At 48.9% G+C, this 16,827-nt stretch carries 16 protein-coding genes and 2 tRNA genes; 5 read left to right on the top strand and 13 right to left on the bottom strand.

Annotation, left to right across the window (positions count from 1 at the left end; all coding sequences use genetic code 11):
- Window position 1: 1 nt before the first annotated feature.
- Window positions 2-613 (bottom strand): ribosome biogenesis GTP-binding protein YihA/YsxC, encoded by a 612-nt coding sequence (gene yihA, locus OIM59_RS08675; protein WP_072542793.1) that lies wholly within the window; start codon window positions 611-613, stop codon window positions 2-4.
- A 109-nt stretch (window positions 614-722) separates the two neighbouring features.
- On the opposite strand from yihA, the gene recR reads away from it, so the two are divergent.
- From recR to OIM59_RS08660, 3 genes are read left to right on the top strand one after another with little or no spacing between them, the layout of a single operon-like run.
- The gene (recR, locus tag OIM59_RS08670; protein WP_072542792.1) at window positions 723-1,340 is read left to right on the top strand and encodes a recombination mediator RecR; all 618 of its coding nucleotides are present in this window, start codon (window positions 723-725) and stop codon (window positions 1,338-1,340) included.
- A gap of 13 nt (window positions 1,341-1,353) precedes the next feature.
- Window positions 1,354-1,815 carry a hypothetical protein gene (locus OIM59_RS08665; protein WP_299171758.1) on the top strand — a complete coding sequence of 154 codons (462 nt, stop codon included), beginning with the start codon at window positions 1,354-1,356 and terminating at the stop codon, window positions 1,813-1,815.
- Between the two features lies 1 nt (window position 1,816).
- Window positions 1,817-2,350 carry a GNAT family N-acetyltransferase gene (locus tag OIM59_RS08660; protein ID WP_303896192.1) on the top strand — a complete coding sequence of 178 codons (534 nt, stop codon included), beginning with the start codon at window positions 1,817-1,819 and terminating at the stop codon, window positions 2,348-2,350.
- Between the two features lie 226 nt (window positions 2,351-2,576).
- Here the strand turns inward: OIM59_RS08660 and OIM59_RS08655 are convergent.
- The 5 genes from OIM59_RS08655 to OIM59_RS08635 form a co-directional block, all read right to left on the bottom strand.
- Window positions 2,577-2,651, bottom strand: a tRNA-Pro gene (locus tag OIM59_RS08655).
- Window positions 2,652-2,687: 36 nt separating this feature from the next.
- Window positions 2,688-2,762: transfer RNA gene (locus OIM59_RS08650), tRNA-Pro, on the bottom strand.
- Window positions 2,763-2,889: 127 nt separating this feature from the next.
- A complete protein-coding gene (locus OIM59_RS08645; RefSeq protein WP_299171819.1) occupies window positions 2,890-4,980 on the bottom strand; it encodes a S9 family peptidase in 2,091 nt (696 codons plus the stop codon).
- A gap of 181 nt (window positions 4,981-5,161) precedes the next feature.
- Window positions 5,162-7,018, bottom strand: a complete 1,857-nt coding sequence (gene yidC / locus OIM59_RS08640) for a membrane protein insertase YidC (protein WP_072542749.1) — start codon at window positions 7,016-7,018, stop codon at window positions 5,162-5,164.
- Between the two features lie 29 nt (window positions 7,019-7,047).
- Window positions 7,048-8,646 (bottom strand): CTP synthase, encoded by a 1,599-nt coding sequence (locus tag OIM59_RS08635; protein WP_148327967.1) that lies wholly within the window; start codon window positions 8,644-8,646, stop codon window positions 7,048-7,050.
- A gap of 346 nt (window positions 8,647-8,992) precedes the next feature.
- On the opposite strand from OIM59_RS08635, the gene OIM59_RS08630 reads away from it, so the two are divergent.
- Window positions 8,993-10,462, top strand: coding sequence for a DUF3078 domain-containing protein (locus OIM59_RS08630; protein ID WP_303896190.1), 1,470 nt, complete (start codon window positions 8,993-8,995; stop codon window positions 10,460-10,462).
- 10 nt (window positions 10,463-10,472) lie between these two features.
- A complete protein-coding gene (locus OIM59_RS08625; RefSeq protein ID WP_299171744.1) occupies window positions 10,473-11,111 on the top strand; it encodes a trimeric intracellular cation channel family protein in 639 nt (212 codons plus the stop codon).
- 4 nt (window positions 11,112-11,115) lie between these two features.
- Here OIM59_RS08625 and mtgA read toward each other — a convergent pair whose 3' ends face one another.
- The 7 genes from mtgA to pyrB all read right to left on the bottom strand — a co-directional run bounded on the left by mtgA (window position 11,116) and on the right by pyrB (window position 16,685).
- On the bottom strand, window positions 11,116-11,811 hold the full coding sequence (gene mtgA / locus OIM59_RS08620; protein WP_299171742.1) for a monofunctional biosynthetic peptidoglycan transglycosylase: 696 nt from the start codon (window positions 11,809-11,811) through the stop codon (window positions 11,116-11,118).
- Between the two features lie 86 nt (window positions 11,812-11,897).
- Complete coding sequence (locus OIM59_RS08615; RefSeq protein ID WP_299171739.1) at window positions 11,898-12,614, bottom strand: OmpA family protein; 717 nt, start codon at window positions 12,612-12,614, stop codon at window positions 11,898-11,900.
- 17 nt (window positions 12,615-12,631) lie between these two features.
- A complete protein-coding gene (glyA, locus tag OIM59_RS08610; protein ID WP_072542744.1) occupies window positions 12,632-13,912 on the bottom strand; it encodes a serine hydroxymethyltransferase in 1,281 nt (426 codons plus the stop codon).
- Window positions 13,913-13,941: 29 nt separating this feature from the next.
- A complete protein-coding gene (locus tag OIM59_RS08605) occupies window positions 13,942-14,679 on the bottom strand; it encodes a porin family protein (RefSeq protein ID WP_299171735.1) in 738 nt (245 codons plus the stop codon).
- Window positions 14,680-14,686: 7 nt separating this feature from the next.
- The gene (locus tag OIM59_RS08600) at window positions 14,687-15,253 is read right to left on the bottom strand and encodes a flavin reductase family protein (RefSeq protein ID WP_288354470.1); all 567 of its coding nucleotides are present in this window, start codon (window positions 15,251-15,253) and stop codon (window positions 14,687-14,689) included.
- A 3-nt stretch (window positions 15,254-15,256) separates the two neighbouring features.
- The gene (pyrI, locus tag OIM59_RS08595; RefSeq protein ID WP_072542742.1) at window positions 15,257-15,721 is read right to left on the bottom strand and encodes an aspartate carbamoyltransferase regulatory subunit; all 465 of its coding nucleotides are present in this window, start codon (window positions 15,719-15,721) and stop codon (window positions 15,257-15,259) included.
- 22 nt (window positions 15,722-15,743) lie between these two features.
- The gene (pyrB, locus tag OIM59_RS08590; RefSeq protein ID WP_299171731.1) at window positions 15,744-16,685 is read right to left on the bottom strand and encodes an aspartate carbamoyltransferase; all 942 of its coding nucleotides are present in this window, start codon (window positions 16,683-16,685) and stop codon (window positions 15,744-15,746) included.
- Window positions 16,686-16,827: the final 142 nt, after the last annotated feature.

The following is a 16,827-nucleotide window of genomic DNA, read 5'->3' as shown; positions in this document are numbered from 1 at the left end:
GTTATTCGGCCTGTTCCTTGAGCGAACGGTTGATTTGTTCGATGTAGTCCAGGATTTCTTCCCGTCCGGTCTTCTTTTCAGAAGAAGATACGAAATATGGAGGCAGTTCCTCCCATTGTTCTTTCAGTTTCTCCAGGTAGCGGCTGACGTTGGTCTTAGTCTTTCCCGCACTCTGCTTGTCAGCCTTGGTGAAAATCAGGGCGAAAGGGATGCCGTTCTCGCCCAGCCATTCGATGAATTCCAAGTCGATGCGCTGAGGGTCCAGGCGGCTGTCCACCAGTACGAAAAGACAGGTGAGCTGCTCCCGCTCCAGTACATAATATTCGATGAGTTTCTGGATTTTCTCCATCATCTTCTTCCCCCGTTGGGCATAGCCGTAGCCGGGAAGGTCTACCAGATACCATTCCTTGTTGATGAGAAAATGGTTGATGAGCAAGGTTTTTCCCGGCGTGGACGAAGTCATGGCCAGTTTGGGATTCTTGGTCAGCATGTTGATGAGACTGGATTTCCCCACGTTGGAACGCCCGATGAAGGCATATTCCGGCAGTTGGGTCTGTGGGCACATGTCGGCCCGTGAGTTGCTTACGACAAACTCTGCGCTGGTAATGTCCATAGGTCGAAATTGAGTTGTTTGATGCAAAGGTAATCGTTTTTCCCGTTCCCTGCATACAGTCAAAGGATTTTATCCGTATTTTTGCCTTCCGTAAATAAAGAAAACAAGCATGAATCAACAATATCCTTCCGTTTTATTGGAAAAGGCAGTGGGCGAGTTTGCCAAACTTCCCGGCATCGGGCGGAAAACGGCCATGCGGCTGGTCCTGCACCTGTTGCGTCAGGACAATGCCACGGTGGAAGCGTTCAGCAGCGCCATTTCCACGCTGAAAAAAGAAGTGAAGTATTGCAAGGTGTGCCACAATATCTCCGATACGGACGTGTGCCGTATTTGCTCCAACCCTTCGCGCGATGCGACCACGGTGTGCGTGGTGGAGAACATACGCGACGTGATGGCGGTGGAGAACACCCAGCAGTATCGCGGACTGTATCATGTGCTGGGCGGGGTGATTTCGCCCATGGACGGCATCGGGCCTTCCGACCTGGAGATAGACAGCCTCGTGGAGCGGGTGAAGTCGGGCACTGTCAAGGAGGTGATTCTGGCGCTGAGCTCTACCATGGAGGGCGACACGACCAACTTCTATATTTTCCGGAAACTGGCTGGATGTGACGTGAAGATTACGATGATTGCCCGTGGAATTTCCATCGGCGATGAATTGCAATATACGGACGAGGTGACGCTGGGACGTTCTATCGTGAACCGCGTGGCGTTTACCGGAACCCTTTAAATGATAGGAAACAATGGAAAAGAAAATCAATCGATTGCTCCGTGTGCTGGAGGTGGAATTCGCCCTGTTCTGGGTGTTGGCCGTGGCGTGGTGCGTGTTGTATGAAACGGATATCCTGCTTCAGGGCAGCCGGGTGGGAGATGCTCGGGCTGAATACATCCTGCAGACGGTGGGGATTCTGCTGGCGGTGTGCATGATACCGTTGTCGTTGCGCATGTTCAGCCTGTCGCTGGTGCGCCGGGTCCGTGAGTTGTCACTGCCGGAGGCATTGGTGAGCTACCGCCGCTGGTGTGAAATCCGTCTGGCTTTGCTGCTGGCTCCGGTGCTGTTCAACCTGACGGTGTATTATTCTACGTTCAACCTGACCAGTCTGCTGTGTGTCGGTATGTTGCTGGTGGCCTCGCTCTTCTGTGTGCCGGGTCGCAGCCGGCTGATGCGGGAGCTCGATTTGGAAAAAGAAAAGGAGGAACAGTAGGATGGGACTGACAGCCAAGTCATCGCAGGAAACAATCCGTCTCCGGGCACCCGAACCGGAGGATTTGGAGGTGATGCTTTCGTTTGAGAATGAGGCGGAGCTTTGGGAGCTGGGTACGGCTACGGGGCCGTATTCGCGGTATCAGATGAAGCGTTACATTGCCGAAAACCAGAATGATTTGTTTGCCGACGGCCAGTTGCGTCTGATGATGGTGCGGGGTACGGAGGAAGTGGCCGGCATGATTGACGTCTTTTCGTTCGATGCGCGTCACAGTCGGGCAGAAGTGGGACTGGTGGTGCGGAAAGACTTGCGCGGAAAGGGCATCGGAGGAATGGCGCTCGCGTTGCTGGAGTCGCATTGCTTCGGGTTGCTCGGCCTTCACCAGTTGTATGCCTATATCCCGGTGGGGAATACGGCAAGCCGGAAACTGTTTGCGGCGGCAGGTTATACGGAATGTGGCATCCTGAAAGGCTGGATACGGGTGGGAAACTCGTATCAGGATGTCTGTTTGTGTCAGAAAATCAATTGTTTATAATTCTGTAGACATTGTTTGAAAATCGTGTAAAAAAACGCCTTTACGTTTGTCTCAAAACGTACTTGCGTTTTACTTCAAACGTACTTACGTTTCAGTTGAAACGCACTTGCGTTTTGCTTGAAACGTAAAGGCGTTTTGAGGCGGGTGGAAAAAGTCTTCGGAAATCCTCGAATAACCTCAAAAAAGAAAGGCAGCTCATCACATCGGATAAGTTGCCTTTTTTCTGTCGGGGTAGCGGGATTCGAACCCACGACCCCCTGCTCCCAAAGCAGGTGCGCTAACCGGACTGCGCTACACCCCGAACGTTTGTAATAACTTTTACTTTTCTTGACTTCTGTCGGGGTAGCGGGATTCGAACCCACGACCCCCTGCTCCCAAAGCAGGTGCGCTAACCGGACTGCGCTACACCCCGAAGTGTCTTTCTCAAAAGCGATGCAAAGGTAGGGCTTTTTATTTTAATATGCAAATCCGGACACCTCTTTTTTGCGTATTTCAGGGAAAAAACGCTGTAAAAAAGGTGCCCGGAAAGGTTTTAGGGCTTATTTCTGTGGTTTCAGCCAGCGGTCAAGCCAGTTGAAGAAGGTGCGTTGCCAGAGGATACCGTTCTGTGGTTTCAACACCCAGTGGTTCTCGTCCGGGAAAATCAGCAGTTCGGCAGGGATACCTCTCAGCTTGGCGGCGTTGAAGGCAGCCATTCCCTGTGAAGCCAGAATACGGTAGTCTTTCTCGCCGTGGATGCAGAGAATCGGAGTGTCCCATTTGTCTACGAACAGATGGGGAGAGTTGGCGTAGCTGCGCTGTACGGCCGGGTTGCTCTTGTCCCAGTACGGACCACCCAAATCCCAGTTGGTGAACCAGAGTTCCTCGGTTTCGAGATACTGCTGTTCCATGTTGAAGAAGCCGTCGTGGGCGATGAAGGCTTTGAAGCGCTTGTTGTGGTGTCCGGCCAACCAGTATACTGAGTAGCCTCCGAAGCTGGCTCCCACGCATCCCAGACGGTCTTTGTCCACGTAGGGTTCCTTGGCGATGTCATCGATGGCGCTCAGGTAGTCGTCCATGCAGTGGCCGCCATAGTTGGTGCTGATTTCTTCCAGCCATTCCATACCGAATCCCGGCAGTCCGCGACGGTTGGGGGCAATGATGATGTAGTCGTTGGCGGCCATGATCTGCAAGTTCCAGCGGTAGCTCCAGAACTGGCTGACGGGGCTTTGCGGTCCTCCTTCACAGAACAGGAGGGTGGGGTATTTCTTGTTCGGGTCGAAGTTGACCGGATAAACCACCCATGAGAGCATGTCTTTTCCGTCGACAGTCTTGGTCCAGCGGGGCTCAACCTTTCCCAGTTTCAGCTGGCTGAAAATGTGGTCGTTTTCTTTCGTGATACGGGTCACCTCGTTTTTCTTTTTCAGGTCGACCGTAAACAGTTCGTCGGCTTCGCTCAGGGAGTGGCGGGTGGTGAGCAGTTGCTTTTCGTTCAGCATGGCCACGGAAGCATAGTCATACATGCCGTCGGTGAGCTGTTTCACTTCCCCTTTCAGGTTGGTGCTGTGAATCATGCTGGTGGCATGCCATACGCCTGTGAAGTAGAGGGTCTTGTTGTCGGGTGCCCAGCAGTAACTGTCCACGCCCGACTGGAAGGCTTCGGTCACGTAGGTTTTCTTTCCGCTGTTCAGGTCCATCACGCAGAGACGGTTGCGGTCGCTTTCGTATCCGTCGCGTTCCATGCTTTGCCAGGCGATGTTCTTTCCATCGGGTGAGAACTGCGGGTTGGTGTCGTAACCCATGTTCTTGTCGGTGGCATCTTCCTTGCAGAGGTTGCGGGTCTGCTTGGTTTCCACATTGTATAAATAGATGTCTGAATCGGTGGATACGGCATAATCCTTTCCGGTCTTTTTGCGGCAGGTGTAGGCCACAGACTTGGAGTCGGGGCTCCATGCGAGCTGTTCGATGCCGCCGAAAGGTTTCATCGGCGATTCGTAGGGTTCACCGGCCAGGATGTCGGTGGCTTCACCTACTTTATTGTCGGTAAAGGAAGCCACGAACGGATGGGGAACGGTTTCTACCCATTCATCCCAGTGCTTGTACATCAGGTCGTCGATGACTTTTCCGCTGGCTTTGTCCAGGTCGGGGTATTTGTCGGCGGTACGTTCGCCATATTTCACTTGTGAGATGAAAAGCACTTTGGTGCCGTCGGGAGAGAACTTGAATCCGTCGATGCCGCCTGCATAGTCAGAGAGTTGCTGGCGTCCGGTTCCGTCGGGATTCATTTCCCAAATCTGTCCTTTCGTGATAAAGGCCAGTTTGCTTCCGCCTTTAATCCATGCCGGTTCGCCTTCGCTGTCGGCAGAGGTGGTCAGCAGCTTGTTGTCGGAGCCGTCGGCGTTCATCGCATAGATTACCTGATGTCCCTTGTTCAGCTTCACGCTGTAGTAGGATACGGTGTAAGCAATCTTCTTTCCGTCGGGAGACACACAAGAGCTTCCGATACGTCCCATGGCCCACAGGGTTTCCGGGGTCATCCGTCCGTCTTTCACGGTGATTTCCTGCTTGCCGATGAAAGGAGCGTCGCTTCCTTCCGCCTGTACGGCGGCCATCGGAGCCGAGGCCATCAGCACGGCCGCAGTCATGTTCATTAAATCTGTTTTCTTCATGTCTTTATTTTTAATTTTAGAGTATGCGAGTTTTTGTACGCGTTTCCGTCGTGCAAAGGTAAGATAATAAATGGAAAAAGAGAAGGCAAAAAGAAAAAGAGCGGAACGAAAGGCCTTCGATTTCCTTTCTGTTCCGCTCTTTCTGTTCCCTTTCGGGACGTTTTTATTTCTTCTTGTTCAGGTGCTCCTGACGTTCTTTCTGCAAGCGTTCCTGTTCTTTCTGCAGGGCTTCCAATTTGGCCATCAGTCCGCTGGCTTTCTGCTGTGAAGGTTCCTTCTTGTTGGCTTCCAGTTGGGCGAGCAGTTTCTTCTCGTCGGTCATACGGCGCATAATCCACATGGTGATGATACCAATCAGACCGGAGATGAAGTAGTAGTAGCTCAATCCCGATGCATAGTCGTTGAAGATGAAGAAGAACATCACGGGCATGATGTACATCATCCATTTCATGGCGGCCATCTGCGGGTTGTTGCCCATGTCCTGCTGCTTCATCATGATAATCTGGTTCAAGACTGTGGTGATGCTGAACAACAGACAGAACAAGCTCAGGTGGTTACCCAGCAACGGAATGTGGTAGCTCCAGCTAATCAGGTCATCGTATGCCGAGAGGTCGGTTGCCCACAGGAATCCTTGCTGGCGAAGCTCGATGGCATTCGGCACGAAGAAGAAGAGAGCCATGAACACCGGTGTCTGCAACAGCATCGGCAGACAGCCTCCCATCGGGCTGACATTGTACTGTCGGTAGAGGGCCATGGTTTCCTGCTGTTTTTTCAGGGCATCTTCCTGTTTCGGATATTTGGCATTGATTTTGTCCACATACGGTTTCAGGGCTCGCATCTTAGCCGAGGAAATGAAGGATTTCCAGGTGGTAGGAAGTACCAGTACCTTGACGATGATGGTCATGAGCAGGATTACCATACCCATGCTCAGTCCCCAGCCCGACAGCCAGTCGAACAGGTTGATGGTGAACCAGCGGTTAATGAGTCGGATAATCGGCCATCCCAGATAGACCAAATCTTCCAGTTCCTGGTCTTTGTCTTTAAAGCTCAAGTCGTTGCTGGCAAGCAAAGTCTTGAAGTGGTTCGGACCGAAGTAGAACTGCAGGTGTGAGGCCTTGGCACCCGTCGGGTCGAAAGCCGTTTTCATGTCGGCAGTATAGTTTTTCATATAACCGCTGCCTTGCTGTTCCATTTTGGATTCGAGGGTAGCATTGTCGAAGTTCTGCTCTGCCATGAAGACGCAAGAGAAATACTGGTTCTTGAAGGCTACCCAGTCGAGAGCTTCCGGAATGGTTTCTTTGGCATCCTTTGTCTCGCTCAGGTAGTCGAAGCTGTCGTCCACCGGTTTATAGGTCAGCGAGGTGTAACGCTGTTCGAAGTTGTAGCCTTTCTCCATCTGGCGGGCTCGCTGTTTCCATTCGATGCTCATTGTCTTGGTGGAAGGAGAGAAGAAATTCTGCAAGCCGCTGGCCTGGATGGTGAAGTCCACCATGTAGGAATTCGGCAGCAAGCGGTAGTTGAAGTCCAGGTGTCCGCCGTTGGCCGCGTTCAACCGCATGGTTACGGTAGAGTCGGTCACGTTGGTTGCCTCGAAATACATCTGGTCGCTCAGGATGTTTTCTCCCTTTCCTTCGAAGCCGAAATTCATGGAAGCATCTTTTCCGTCGAAAAGAACGAGCGGCTGTTTCTTCTGGTCTTTATACTCTTTCAACAGGGCCTTGCTTACCCGTCCACCTTTGTTGGAGAAGGTCAGCTGCACCAAGTCGTTTTCCAGTACGGTGAACTGTTCCGTACCTTGTGCAGACTGGAAGAAGAGGGAGGAACTGTCCGGACGTGCAGCTTCAACGGCTGCCGCGGCCTTTTTCTCCTGTACTTCCTGCTGTTGCTTGATGACCTGCTGGATAGAGTCTTGATAGTGCTGTGCGCGTGCTCTTTCTTCCTGGCTGGGGCGGTTGTAGATACCAAAACCTACAATCACCGCTCCAATCAGGACAAAGCCCACTAACGTGTTTTTGTCCATTTCTGTTTCTTTACAATGTTATTTTTGACTTACTTGTTGATGGCTGCCTTGATGAAGGACAGGAACAACGGATGGGGTTTCAGTACCGTACTGCTGTATTCCGGATGGAACTGTGTACCGATGAACCATTTCAGAGTCGGGATTTCGATGATTTCCACCAGGTCAGATTCTGGATTGATACCTACGCACTTCATGCCGGCCTTTTCGAATTCTTCCTTGTAGCTGTTGTTGAATTCGTAGCGATGACGGTGGCGTTCCTGAATGTGCTCGCTCTGGTAAGCCTGATAGGTTTTGGAAGTCGGGTCGATGACGCACTCGTAAGCTCCCAGACGCATGGTACCTCCCATGTTGGTGATGGATTTCTGTTCCTCCATGATGTCGATGACATTGTGCGGAGTCTTTTCGTCCATCTCGCGGCTGTTGGCATCGGCATAACCCAGTACATCGCGGGCAAATTCGATGGCCATGCACTGCATTCCCAAACAGATACCGAAGGTCGGCACGTTGTGTGTACGGCAATATTTGATGGCGATGAACTTACCTTCGATACCACGCTGGCCGAATCCCGGACAGATGATAACTCCGTCCATGTCTTTCAGCTTTTCTTCAATGTTTTCTTCTGTCAGGTTCTCACTGTTGATGAAGTGGATGTCTGCCTTGCGGTCGTTGTAGGTAGCCGCCTGTGAAAGGGCTTCGAGGATAGATTTGTAGGCGTCCTGCAAATCGTATTTCCCTACCAGACCGATTTTTACCTTTTCAGTGGCATTGTGACGGCGGTTCAGGAAGTCTCTCCACGGGCCGAGGGTCGGGGTTTCGCCTACCGGAAGTCCCATCTTTTCCAGAATGGTGACATCAAGCTTCTGTTCCTGCATGCGCAAAGGTACTTCGTAAATGGTCGGCATATCCATTGACTGGATAACTGCGCTTTCGTCTACGTTACAGAACAAAGCGACTTTCTTGCGCAGGTTCGTGCTCAGTTCGTGTTCGGTACGCAACACCAGAATGTCCGGCTGGATACCTACTGACTGGAGTTCTTTGACAGAGTGCTGGGTCGGCTTGGTCTTCAGCTCTCCGGCGGCAGCCAGATAAGGCACGTAGGTAAGGTGTACGCACAAAGCGTTTTTGCCCAGCTCCCTTTTCAGCTGGCGGATACTTTCCAAATAAGGGAGTGATTCGATATCACCCACTGTTCCTCCGATTTCAGTGATAACAAAGTCGAATTTGTACTTGTTACCCAGCAGTTTGACATTGCGCTTGATTTCATCGGTGATGTGAGGGATAATCTGGATGGTCTTACCCAGATAGTCACCCCGGCGTTCCTTGTCGATTACACTCTTGTAGATACGGCCGGTAGTAATGTTGTTGGCTTTGGTGGTCTGGATACCCAGGAATCGTTCATAGTGTCCCAGGTCGAGGTCGGCTTCGTGTCCGTCTACGGTTACGTAGCATTCTCCGTGTTCATAAGGGTTCAGAGTTCCCGGGTCGATGTTGATATACGGGTCGAACTTCTGGATGGTTACGCTGTAGCCTCTGGCCTGCAGCAACTTACCGATAGATGATGAGATGATTCCTTTTCCCAGTGAAGAGGCTACACCACCTGTTACGAAAATATACTTTGTTTCTGCCACAATATGAATATTTAAAAATTAAATTTCAATAAAATCTCCGTTTCTCTTTGTCCCTTCGGAAACGGTTTCATAACTATTTGGAACTGTTTTTCCTTCCAAAAGTGAAGAACTACTTCTTCAAAGTTGCAAAATTAGGAAAAAAAGCTGAACTCACAAAAGCAGAAGGGGGTAAAACCTTATTTTGGTGGAAATATCCGTGGGGTTTTGGAGTGTAGATAAATTGTTTTAAACAAAGAATGCGGGAAATATGTTTATTATATGATTAATTGTATAATTACCCGTTGGAAAAACGGCATTCTTTTAGAAATAAATCGTACTTTTGCACAAAAATGAAGAGTAAAGTAAAATGAGAAAGATAGGCTTATTCGTGATATGGTGTATGATATGTGGTGGATTGGCAGCACAACAGACAGGGATTTCTTCAGATACAATCGATAGTGGAGTGGATTCGCTTCGGTTAAGCGTACCAGCCGCGACTGTCCGGAATACTTCTTCAGGGGTGAAACGGGGGGGAGTTTCATCCTTAAAGATGAATGTACCTTCTTGGGAGGTGAGTAAATTCTGGCAGCTGTTGCAGAACTTTCGCAAAGACTACGATGCGCAGCTGGAACGTTGGGATGATATTTATTTGTTGATTACAGGCATTCGTCCGAATCCGGATTATTATAAATTGTCTATGCCGGCTACTTATTATGAGGCTCCCATTGAGCAGGCATTCAGTATCTCAGATTGGAAACCTGAAATACCTTTTATAAAGGAAGACACGTTGAAGAAGCAATTGCCTCAGCTGAAGGATTTGCGTCATTCACAGCAGGTAGATAAATTTGTAAACCGCCAGTTGCTTTCTTTTTACCTGGCATACCCGAATCTGGTGAAACAGAATGAAGAAAATCTGGAAGGTCTGAAACCTATTTATGGTGAGATTTTAGTGGATGAGCCGAGAAAGGAGAATTTGCTCGACATGATGCAGAATGACGAACTGCCTAACCAGGTTTCCGAGAAGGATCTGCTGGTCATCAAGCCTAATTTCTGGACATTTGGAGGAAACGGTTATCTGCAATTCTCACAGAATTATATATCAGGTAACTGGTACAAGGGTGGTGAGAGCACGAAATCTTTACTTTCAGGATTTACCTGGCAGGCAAACTATGATGACAGGCAACGTATTCAGTTTGAAAATAAGATTGAATGGAAACTGGGATTCGTGACGGCGCCATCCGATACGGTACACAGTTACAAGGCTAATAATGACTTGTTGCGATTAAGTTCCAAACTCGGTTATAAAGCTTTCAGTACCTGGTACTATACTTTATCTGCTGAATTCAAGACGCAGTTCTTTTCTAATTATGATACCAACTCCGACAACCTGGTGTCTGCATTCTTCTCTCCAGCGGAACTGAATATCGGTCTCGGTATGGATTATAAGTATGTGAAGGATGGGGTGTGCAACCTGTCTGTGTTGATTAACCCAATCAACTATACTTTATATAGTGTGGCCAGTGATAGGGTAGACCCGACTAAGTTCAACATTGAGGCCGGACATAAACGGGAAAGTGTATGGGGTTCCCGTCTGGAGTCTACGTTGAAATGGAAGGTCTTCTCCATGCTGATGTGGGAATCTCGTTTTTCTTACACCACAAATTATGAGAAGGTGTTGGCCGAATGGGAAAATACCTTTACGTTCTCTATTAATAAGTATCTTTCTACTAAATTGTTCGTGCACGGCCGTTTCGATGATGGAGTGTCACGGGAAGTTGATGACAGTTATTTTCAGTTGCAGGAATTGCTTAGCTTTGGTTTGAGTTATACTTGGTGAAACATTGACTATGGAAACTTTTTTTCAGATACCTTCGTTCGTCACGATTCTGGATTTTGTGGGGACATTCGCGTTTGCCATTAGTGGCATTCGGCTTGCATCGGCCAAACGTTTTGACTGGTTTGGCGCCTATGTGGTGGGGTTGGCTACGGCCATTGGGGGAGGAACCATCCGTGATCTTTTACTGGATGTGACCCCTGCATGGATGACCGATCCCATGTATTTGATTTGTACGGCGTTTGCCATGTTTTTTGTAATTCTGTTCGGAAAGTATGTCATTCGTTTGAACAATACCTTTTTCTTGTTCGATACCATCGGACTGGCATTGTTCACCATTGTAGGCTTCAGTAAGGCCTATACCTTGGGGTATCCTTTTTGGATTGCCATCATCATGGGGAGTATTACGGGAGCAGCCGGTGGAGTGTTGCGTGACATCTTTATCAATGAGATTCCTTTGATTTTCCGTAAGGAGATATATGCAATGGCTTGCGTAATCGGTGGACTGGTATATTGGATTTGCCTGATGCTGGGTGTGGAGTCGGTTCTTTCCCAGATTATTGGAGGGCTCACAGTGTTTGTTACCCGTATCCTTGCGGTGAAGTACAAGATAACTCTCCCCATTCTGAAGGGTGACCCCGAGAATCCCTGATGCCTTATTGTTTTTCAGGTGCAGGGAAAGTGGGGACACATTTCATCAGGTACATGATTTTACGCTGTCGCTTGTACATGTAGGGGCTGGGGTTTCCGGAATCGAATTTCCGGGGATTAGGAAGACTGGCTGCAATAAGTGCGCACTGTTTGCGGGTAAGTTTAGCGGCCGTGGTGTGGAAGTGGGCTTTGGCTACTGCTTCCGCTCCATAGATACCGTCTCCCATTTCGATGGAGTTCAGGTACACCTCCATAATTCTTTCTTTGTCCCAGATGAGTTCAATCAGTACCGTAAAATACACTTCGAATCCTTTTCTTACCCACGATGAGGATGGCCATAAGAATACATTTTTGGCTGTTTGCTGGCTGATGGTGCTGGCCCCCCTGGCTTTTTTCCGTTTTTTGTTTTCTTCCATCGCCTTGCTGATTTCCTTGAAGTCGAATCCGTTGTGGCTTGCAAAGCGGTTGTCTTCCGATGCGATGACCGCCATGGGGAGATGATGTGATATTTTTTCTTTCGGCACCCAGTGGTGTTTCATGACCAGTTTTTCTCCTTTGGCCAGTTGTTCTACGCTGCGTATCACCATTAGCGGGGTGATGTAGACAGGGATAAACCGGAGAGCGACTACAGAAAGAAGGGTAGAGGCGAAAAAGAAAATAATCAGGTTACGAAGGCATTTGAATATCCATTTCTTGTTCATCTTGAGTCTGAATGTGTTATATGAAAATTATGCCGGATCCAGAGACCCGGCATAATGTGTCTTTATCAGCCTGATACGGCCTATAATTATTGTAATGTACCTGCTTCAGCCTGCTGAATCATTTGCTGGCTGGCATACATATATACTTCTACACGGCGGTTCTGCTCACGTCCGGCTGCGGTAGAGTTGTCTGCCACCGGATTCTCTTCACCCATACCGGTAACAGATTTAATCTGGCTGGAAGAAGCGCCGCATCCCAGCAGGTAGCTGGATACGCTCTGTGCACGTTCCTGTGACAAATCAAGGTTTTTCTGCTTGCTCTGTTCGGCAGTACTGTTTTTCCATCCGGTATTGTCTGTGTATCCGTAGATGGCCACATCCATGTCTTTGTTCTGGTTGAGCACATTGTTGGCAAATTTGCTCAGAGCCGATTTGGCAGAAGTGCTTAGTGTGGCACTGCTTGTGCTGAACAAGATACCCGAGTCGAAGGTTACTCTTACTGCCTGCAAACCGTTGTTGTCGGTCACTTGTTCCACTTGTGCTCCTTCAATCTGTTCTGCTTGTGCAGCAGCTTTGTCCATCTTTTTACCAATCAATACGCCGGCACCGGCACCTACCGCAGTTCCTACAGCGGCTCCGATGGCAGCACCTTTTCCGTGGCCGATGACTCCACCTACCAATGCGCCCAATGCAGCACCGCTACCACCTCCGATTAATCCACCTTTGGCTGTATTTGTCATACCACAACTGCTAAATACCAAGCATGCGCTCAGTAAGATAGCCATAGAATTCATCGTTTTCATTTTTTCCCTCCGTTTAGTTAATATGCGAATATAGGATAGTTCTTCATGGTTTCATTCACCCGGTGACGTACAGAAGCGATTACTTCCTCGTTGTCTACATTCGACAGGACAGTTTCAATCATTTCCGCAATTTCGTACATCAGGTCTTCCTTTGCTCCACGGGTTGTGATAGCCGGAGTTCCCAGACGGATACCGGATGTCTGGAAAGCAGAGCGGGTGTCAAACGGAACCATGTTTTTGTTGACTGTGATGTCGGCTGCAACCAGTGCTTTTTCGGCCACCTTTCCAGTCAGGTCAGGATACTTGGTGCGTAAGTCCACCAACATGGAGTGATTGTCAGTTCCTCCTGATACGATGGTAAAGCCGCGGTCCATCAGCGCTTGTGCCAATACGCGGGCATTTTTCTGCACTTGAATCTGGTACTCCTTGTATTCCGGTTGCATGCATTCGTAGAAGGCAACTGCTTTTGCAGCAATCACGTGTTCCAGCGGACCGCCTTGGATACCTGGGAATACGGCAGAATCCAGCAGCTGTGACATCATCTTGATTTCACCTTTCGGCGTTTTCTTGCCCCATGGGTTGGGGAAGTCTTTTCCCATCAGGATGATACCTCCACGCGGGCCACGCAATGTCTTATGCGTAGTAGAAGTCACGATGTGGGCATATTTCACGGGATTGTCCAGCAATCCGGCTGCAATCAGTCCGGCAGGGTGGGCCATATCAATCATCAGCAAGGCACCTACCTTGTCGGCGATGTCGCGCATCCGTTTGTAATCCCACTCGCGAGAGTAGGCAGAACCTCCACCGACAATCAACTTCGGATGTTCCCGCAGTGCGATTTCTTCCATCTGGTCGTAGTCTACACGACCTGTTTCCTTGTTCAGGTTATATTCGCACGGCGTGTACAGAATTCCTGATGTGTTGACAGCAGACCCGTGAGACAGATGACCTCCGTGGGCCAGGTTCAGTCCCATGAATTTGTCGCCCGGATTCAGTACGGCCAGAAATACGGCTGCATTGGCCTGGGCACCGGAATGCGGTTGTACGTTAGCCCATTCCGCGCCAAAAATCTTTTTGATACGGTCGATAGCCAGCTGTTCGCTTTGGTCCACTACCTCACATCCTCCATAATATCTTTTTCCAGGATATCCCTCCGCGTATTTATTGGTGAGGCAGGAACCCATGGCCTGCATGACTTGGTCGCTTACGAAATTTTCAGAAGCAATCAGTTCGATACCTTTCAGTTGTCTCTGATGTTCTTTTTCAATGATGTTAAAAATTGAATCGTCTCGTTTCATGATATATTCTTTTAAAGTGAGAAATCAGATTAGAAAATAACTCCCACGGAAAAACTCAAAATATTCTTGCGTTGCCGCAATCGGATTTCTCCTTCGTTGTGGGGAGATTCGGTGGTATTCGTATTGTAAGACATGTCCCGAATAGAGTTGTGCAAGCCTATCTCATACCGGAAGTCAAAAAAGATGTTGGAGACATTGACCGCCAATCCTACTACACCGCTATATTGTAAAGGGTATTGTTCTTCTTTTATTTCCTGTTGATGGAAACCGGAGAACTCGGTAGAACTGTGTCGTTCCCAGATCCAAGTCACTTTCGGGCCAACAAAGAAAGCCATCCCGTACGGATGTACATCCACAAACTTATAGCCGTAGAGGATAGGGACATCGAAAGTGGTCATTTTCCTCTTTATCAGAGCATTGTCCGACAGAAGTTCCGAGTTTGCCAGAGTAAGCGGGATGGACACACTTCCTTGAGTGATGTTGCACGAAAACTCGGGTTGGATAAAGTGATGTTTTTTGATGTTGAACCGGCAGAATACTGCGGCGAAATACCCCACCTTGTAATTGTTTTGTGCTTGTTCCAAGTCTTTCCCGTTGATGGATACCTCATCGGTAAAGAACATGGAAGAATTGAAGCCCGCTTTCACCCCTAAATTGAAACGAGGTTGCCGTAGTGTGACCATAGGCGTAGTGGTAGCTTGCGCCTGCAGCTCACACACTGCTAGCACTCCGCTTCCAATTACGGTGAGTATGGCTTCTTTCATCATATCTGGTTCATTTCTTTTTCTCCACCGACCAGCCGAACTTGCCAATCTTTTCTCCCAGCTCGTAATAGCCGCCGTGGGCATAGACCAGCAAATTGGCACGTGCCAGTTCGAATTTTCCGGTTTCGGTGTTCAGGTATTTGTCATCGGCTTTCACATTGACCACGTCGGCGATGAACATGTGGTGTGAACCCAGGGCCACGATTTCCTTTACCCGGCATTCAATGCAGAGGGGAGACTCTTCAATGAGAGGTGCCTGCACCATGGAAGCCTTTCCCGGTGTAAGCTTCATCTCTTTGAATTTGTGGTAGTCTTTTCCGGAGCGTACGCCACACCAGTCTGTCGCAAAAGCCATGTCTTTTGTAGTCAGGTTGATGACGAACTCCATATTTTTCTTCAAAATGGGATAGGAGTATCGTTCCGGCCTGACCGAAATATAGCACATAGGTGGGTTGGTACAGATTGTACCCACCCACGCTATGGTAATGATATTGTATTCTTCTTCACAACTTCCGCACGTAATCAAGGCGGCCGGAAGCGGATAAATCATCGTTCCTGGTTTCCAGTCCTGCTTCATCGTTTACAGCAGTTTGATGTTATCCTTCTGCTGTTCCTTCTCGCAGTAGTGGCATTTCAGCAAGCCCTTTTCCTTGTCAATCACGTGGAACCAGGTTTGCATCGGTTCGTTGTTGGTGATGCATTTCGGGTTGTTGCATTTCACGATACCTTTTAGCTCGTCCGGCATCTCTACCTCTTTCTTTTCCACAACCTCATAGTCACGGATAATGTTCAACTTGATTTTGGAAGCCACTACCGACAACCGGCTGATTTCCTCTTCCGTAAAGAAACGGTCGGCAATCTTGATGATGCCTTTCTTTCCCAGTTTCTTGCTTTCAAAGTTATTGCCGATGGTGATGTTGGCATCTTCATTCTGCAGTCCAAGCAGAGATACCACTGTAAACAGCTTGTTGGATGGTATATGGTCGATAACCGTACCGTTTTTGAGTGCGGCTACCTGTAATTCTTTCTTTTCACTCATAGTCACTTGAATTGAATAGGTTTCCGGATTATTTTTCAGTATCAGCTTTCACCTCGTCGAGTGTGATGCCCAGCACGTCGCAAAGGATGGCCTGACGGGCGTAAAGACCGTTCTTGGCCTGTTGGAAATAGTAAGCTTTCGGGTTGTCGTCCACGTCGTAGGTAATTTCGTTTACGCGAGGCAGCGGGTGGAGGATTCGCAGGTTCGGACGTGTATGTTCCAGCATCTTGTTGTTCAGGATGTACACGTCTTTCACTCTTTCATATTCCATCAGGTCGGTGAAGCGCTCGCGCTGCACACGGGTCATGTACAGGATATCCGCATCTGCGATGGTTTCTTCCGTAAAGTCCGTATGCTCCACATATTTGATGTGATGTTCCTCGCAGTACAGCTTGTATTCGTCCGGCATTTTCAATTCGTCCGGCGCGATGAAGTGGAAAGTAGGGTTGAAATGACGCATCGCCATCAGCAAGGAGTGAACGGTTCTTCCATATTTCAGGTCGCCCACCAGATAGATATTCAGGTTTTCCAGTGTACCTTGCGTCTTGTAGATGGAATACAAGTCGAGCATGGTCTGTGAAGGATGCTGGTTGGCACCGTCTCCTGCATTGACGATCGGTACAGGGGCTACTTCACTGGCGTAGCGAGCGGCTCCCTCCAAGTAGTGTCGCATCACGATGATGTCGGCATAGTTGCTCACCATCATAATCGTATCCTTCAGGGTTTCTCCTTTGGAAGAACTGGTCACCTTCGGGTCTGTAAATCCGATGACTCTCGCTCCCAGACGGTTGGCTGCCGTTTCAAAACTCAGCCGGGTACGGGTGGACGGCTCAAAGAACAAGGTGGCGACTACTTTTTCGGCCAGCAGGCGGCGGTTAGGTTTCTTTTCGAACTCTCTTGCCATTTCCAGAAGATACAGGATTTTCTCTTTGGAATGTTCGGCGATAGTAACTAAACTTCTATTTTCCATGTTAGCTGTTTTTGATTACTTTTATAATACCGGAGTTCAAAGGTAGGCAAAAAAAATAGAAAATCCACCGTTTTGGAGAGATTTCGGACAACCTTTTCGCATTTAGGAGGATATTGTGGAAAATAAGCCGTTGTTACAAAGA

Origin of the sequence: Bacteroides mediterraneensis (genome assembly GCF_025993685.1) — a bacterium.
Taxonomy (GTDB): domain Bacteria; phylum Bacteroidota; class Bacteroidia; order Bacteroidales; family Bacteroidaceae; genus Phocaeicola; species Phocaeicola mediterraneensis_A.
Note: the sequence above shows the minus strand (reverse complement) of the source record. Positions and strands in the feature narration are given on the sequence as shown.

Coding starts and splice junctions, on each gene's coding strand:
- yihA (WP_072542793.1), bottom strand. CDS start 613: ATGGACATTACCAGCGCAGAGTTTGTCGTAAGCAACTCACGGGCCGAC.
- recR (WP_072542792.1), top strand. CDS start 723: ATGAATCAACAATATCCTTCCGTTTTATTGGAAAAGGCAGTGGGCGAG.
- OIM59_RS08665 (WP_299171758.1), top strand. CDS start 1,354: ATGGAAAAGAAAATCAATCGATTGCTCCGTGTGCTGGAGGTGGAATTC.
- OIM59_RS08660 (WP_303896192.1), top strand. CDS start 1,817: ATGGGACTGACAGCCAAGTCATCGCAGGAAACAATCCGTCTCCGGGCA.
- OIM59_RS08645 (WP_299171819.1), bottom strand. CDS start 4,980: ATGAACATGACTGCGGCCGTGCTGATGGCCTCGGCTCCGATGGCCGCC.
- yidC (WP_072542749.1), bottom strand. CDS start 7,018: ATGGACAAAAACACGTTAGTGGGCTTTGTCCTGATTGGAGCGGTGATT.
- OIM59_RS08630 (WP_303896190.1), top strand. CDS start 8,993: ATGAGAAAGATAGGCTTATTCGTGATATGGTGTATGATATGTGGTGGA.
- OIM59_RS08625 (WP_299171744.1), top strand. CDS start 10,473: ATGGAAACTTTTTTTCAGATACCTTCGTTCGTCACGATTCTGGATTTT.
- mtgA (WP_299171742.1), bottom strand. CDS start 11,811: ATGAACAAGAAATGGATATTCAAATGCCTTCGTAACCTGATTATTTTC.
- OIM59_RS08615 (WP_299171739.1), bottom strand. CDS start 12,614: ATGAAAACGATGAATTCTATGGCTATCTTACTGAGCGCATGCTTGGTA.
- glyA (WP_072542744.1), bottom strand. CDS start 13,912: ATGAAACGAGACGATTCAATTTTTAACATCATTGAAAAAGAACATCAG.
- OIM59_RS08605 (WP_299171735.1), bottom strand. CDS start 14,679: ATGATGAAAGAAGCCATACTCACCGTAATTGGAAGCGGAGTGCTAGCA.
- OIM59_RS08600 (WP_288354470.1), bottom strand. CDS start 15,253: ATGAAGCAGGACTGGAAACCAGGAACGATGATTTATCCGCTTCCGGCC.
- pyrB (WP_299171731.1), bottom strand. CDS start 16,685: ATGGAAAATAGAAGTTTAGTTACTATCGCCGAACATTCCAAAGAGAAA.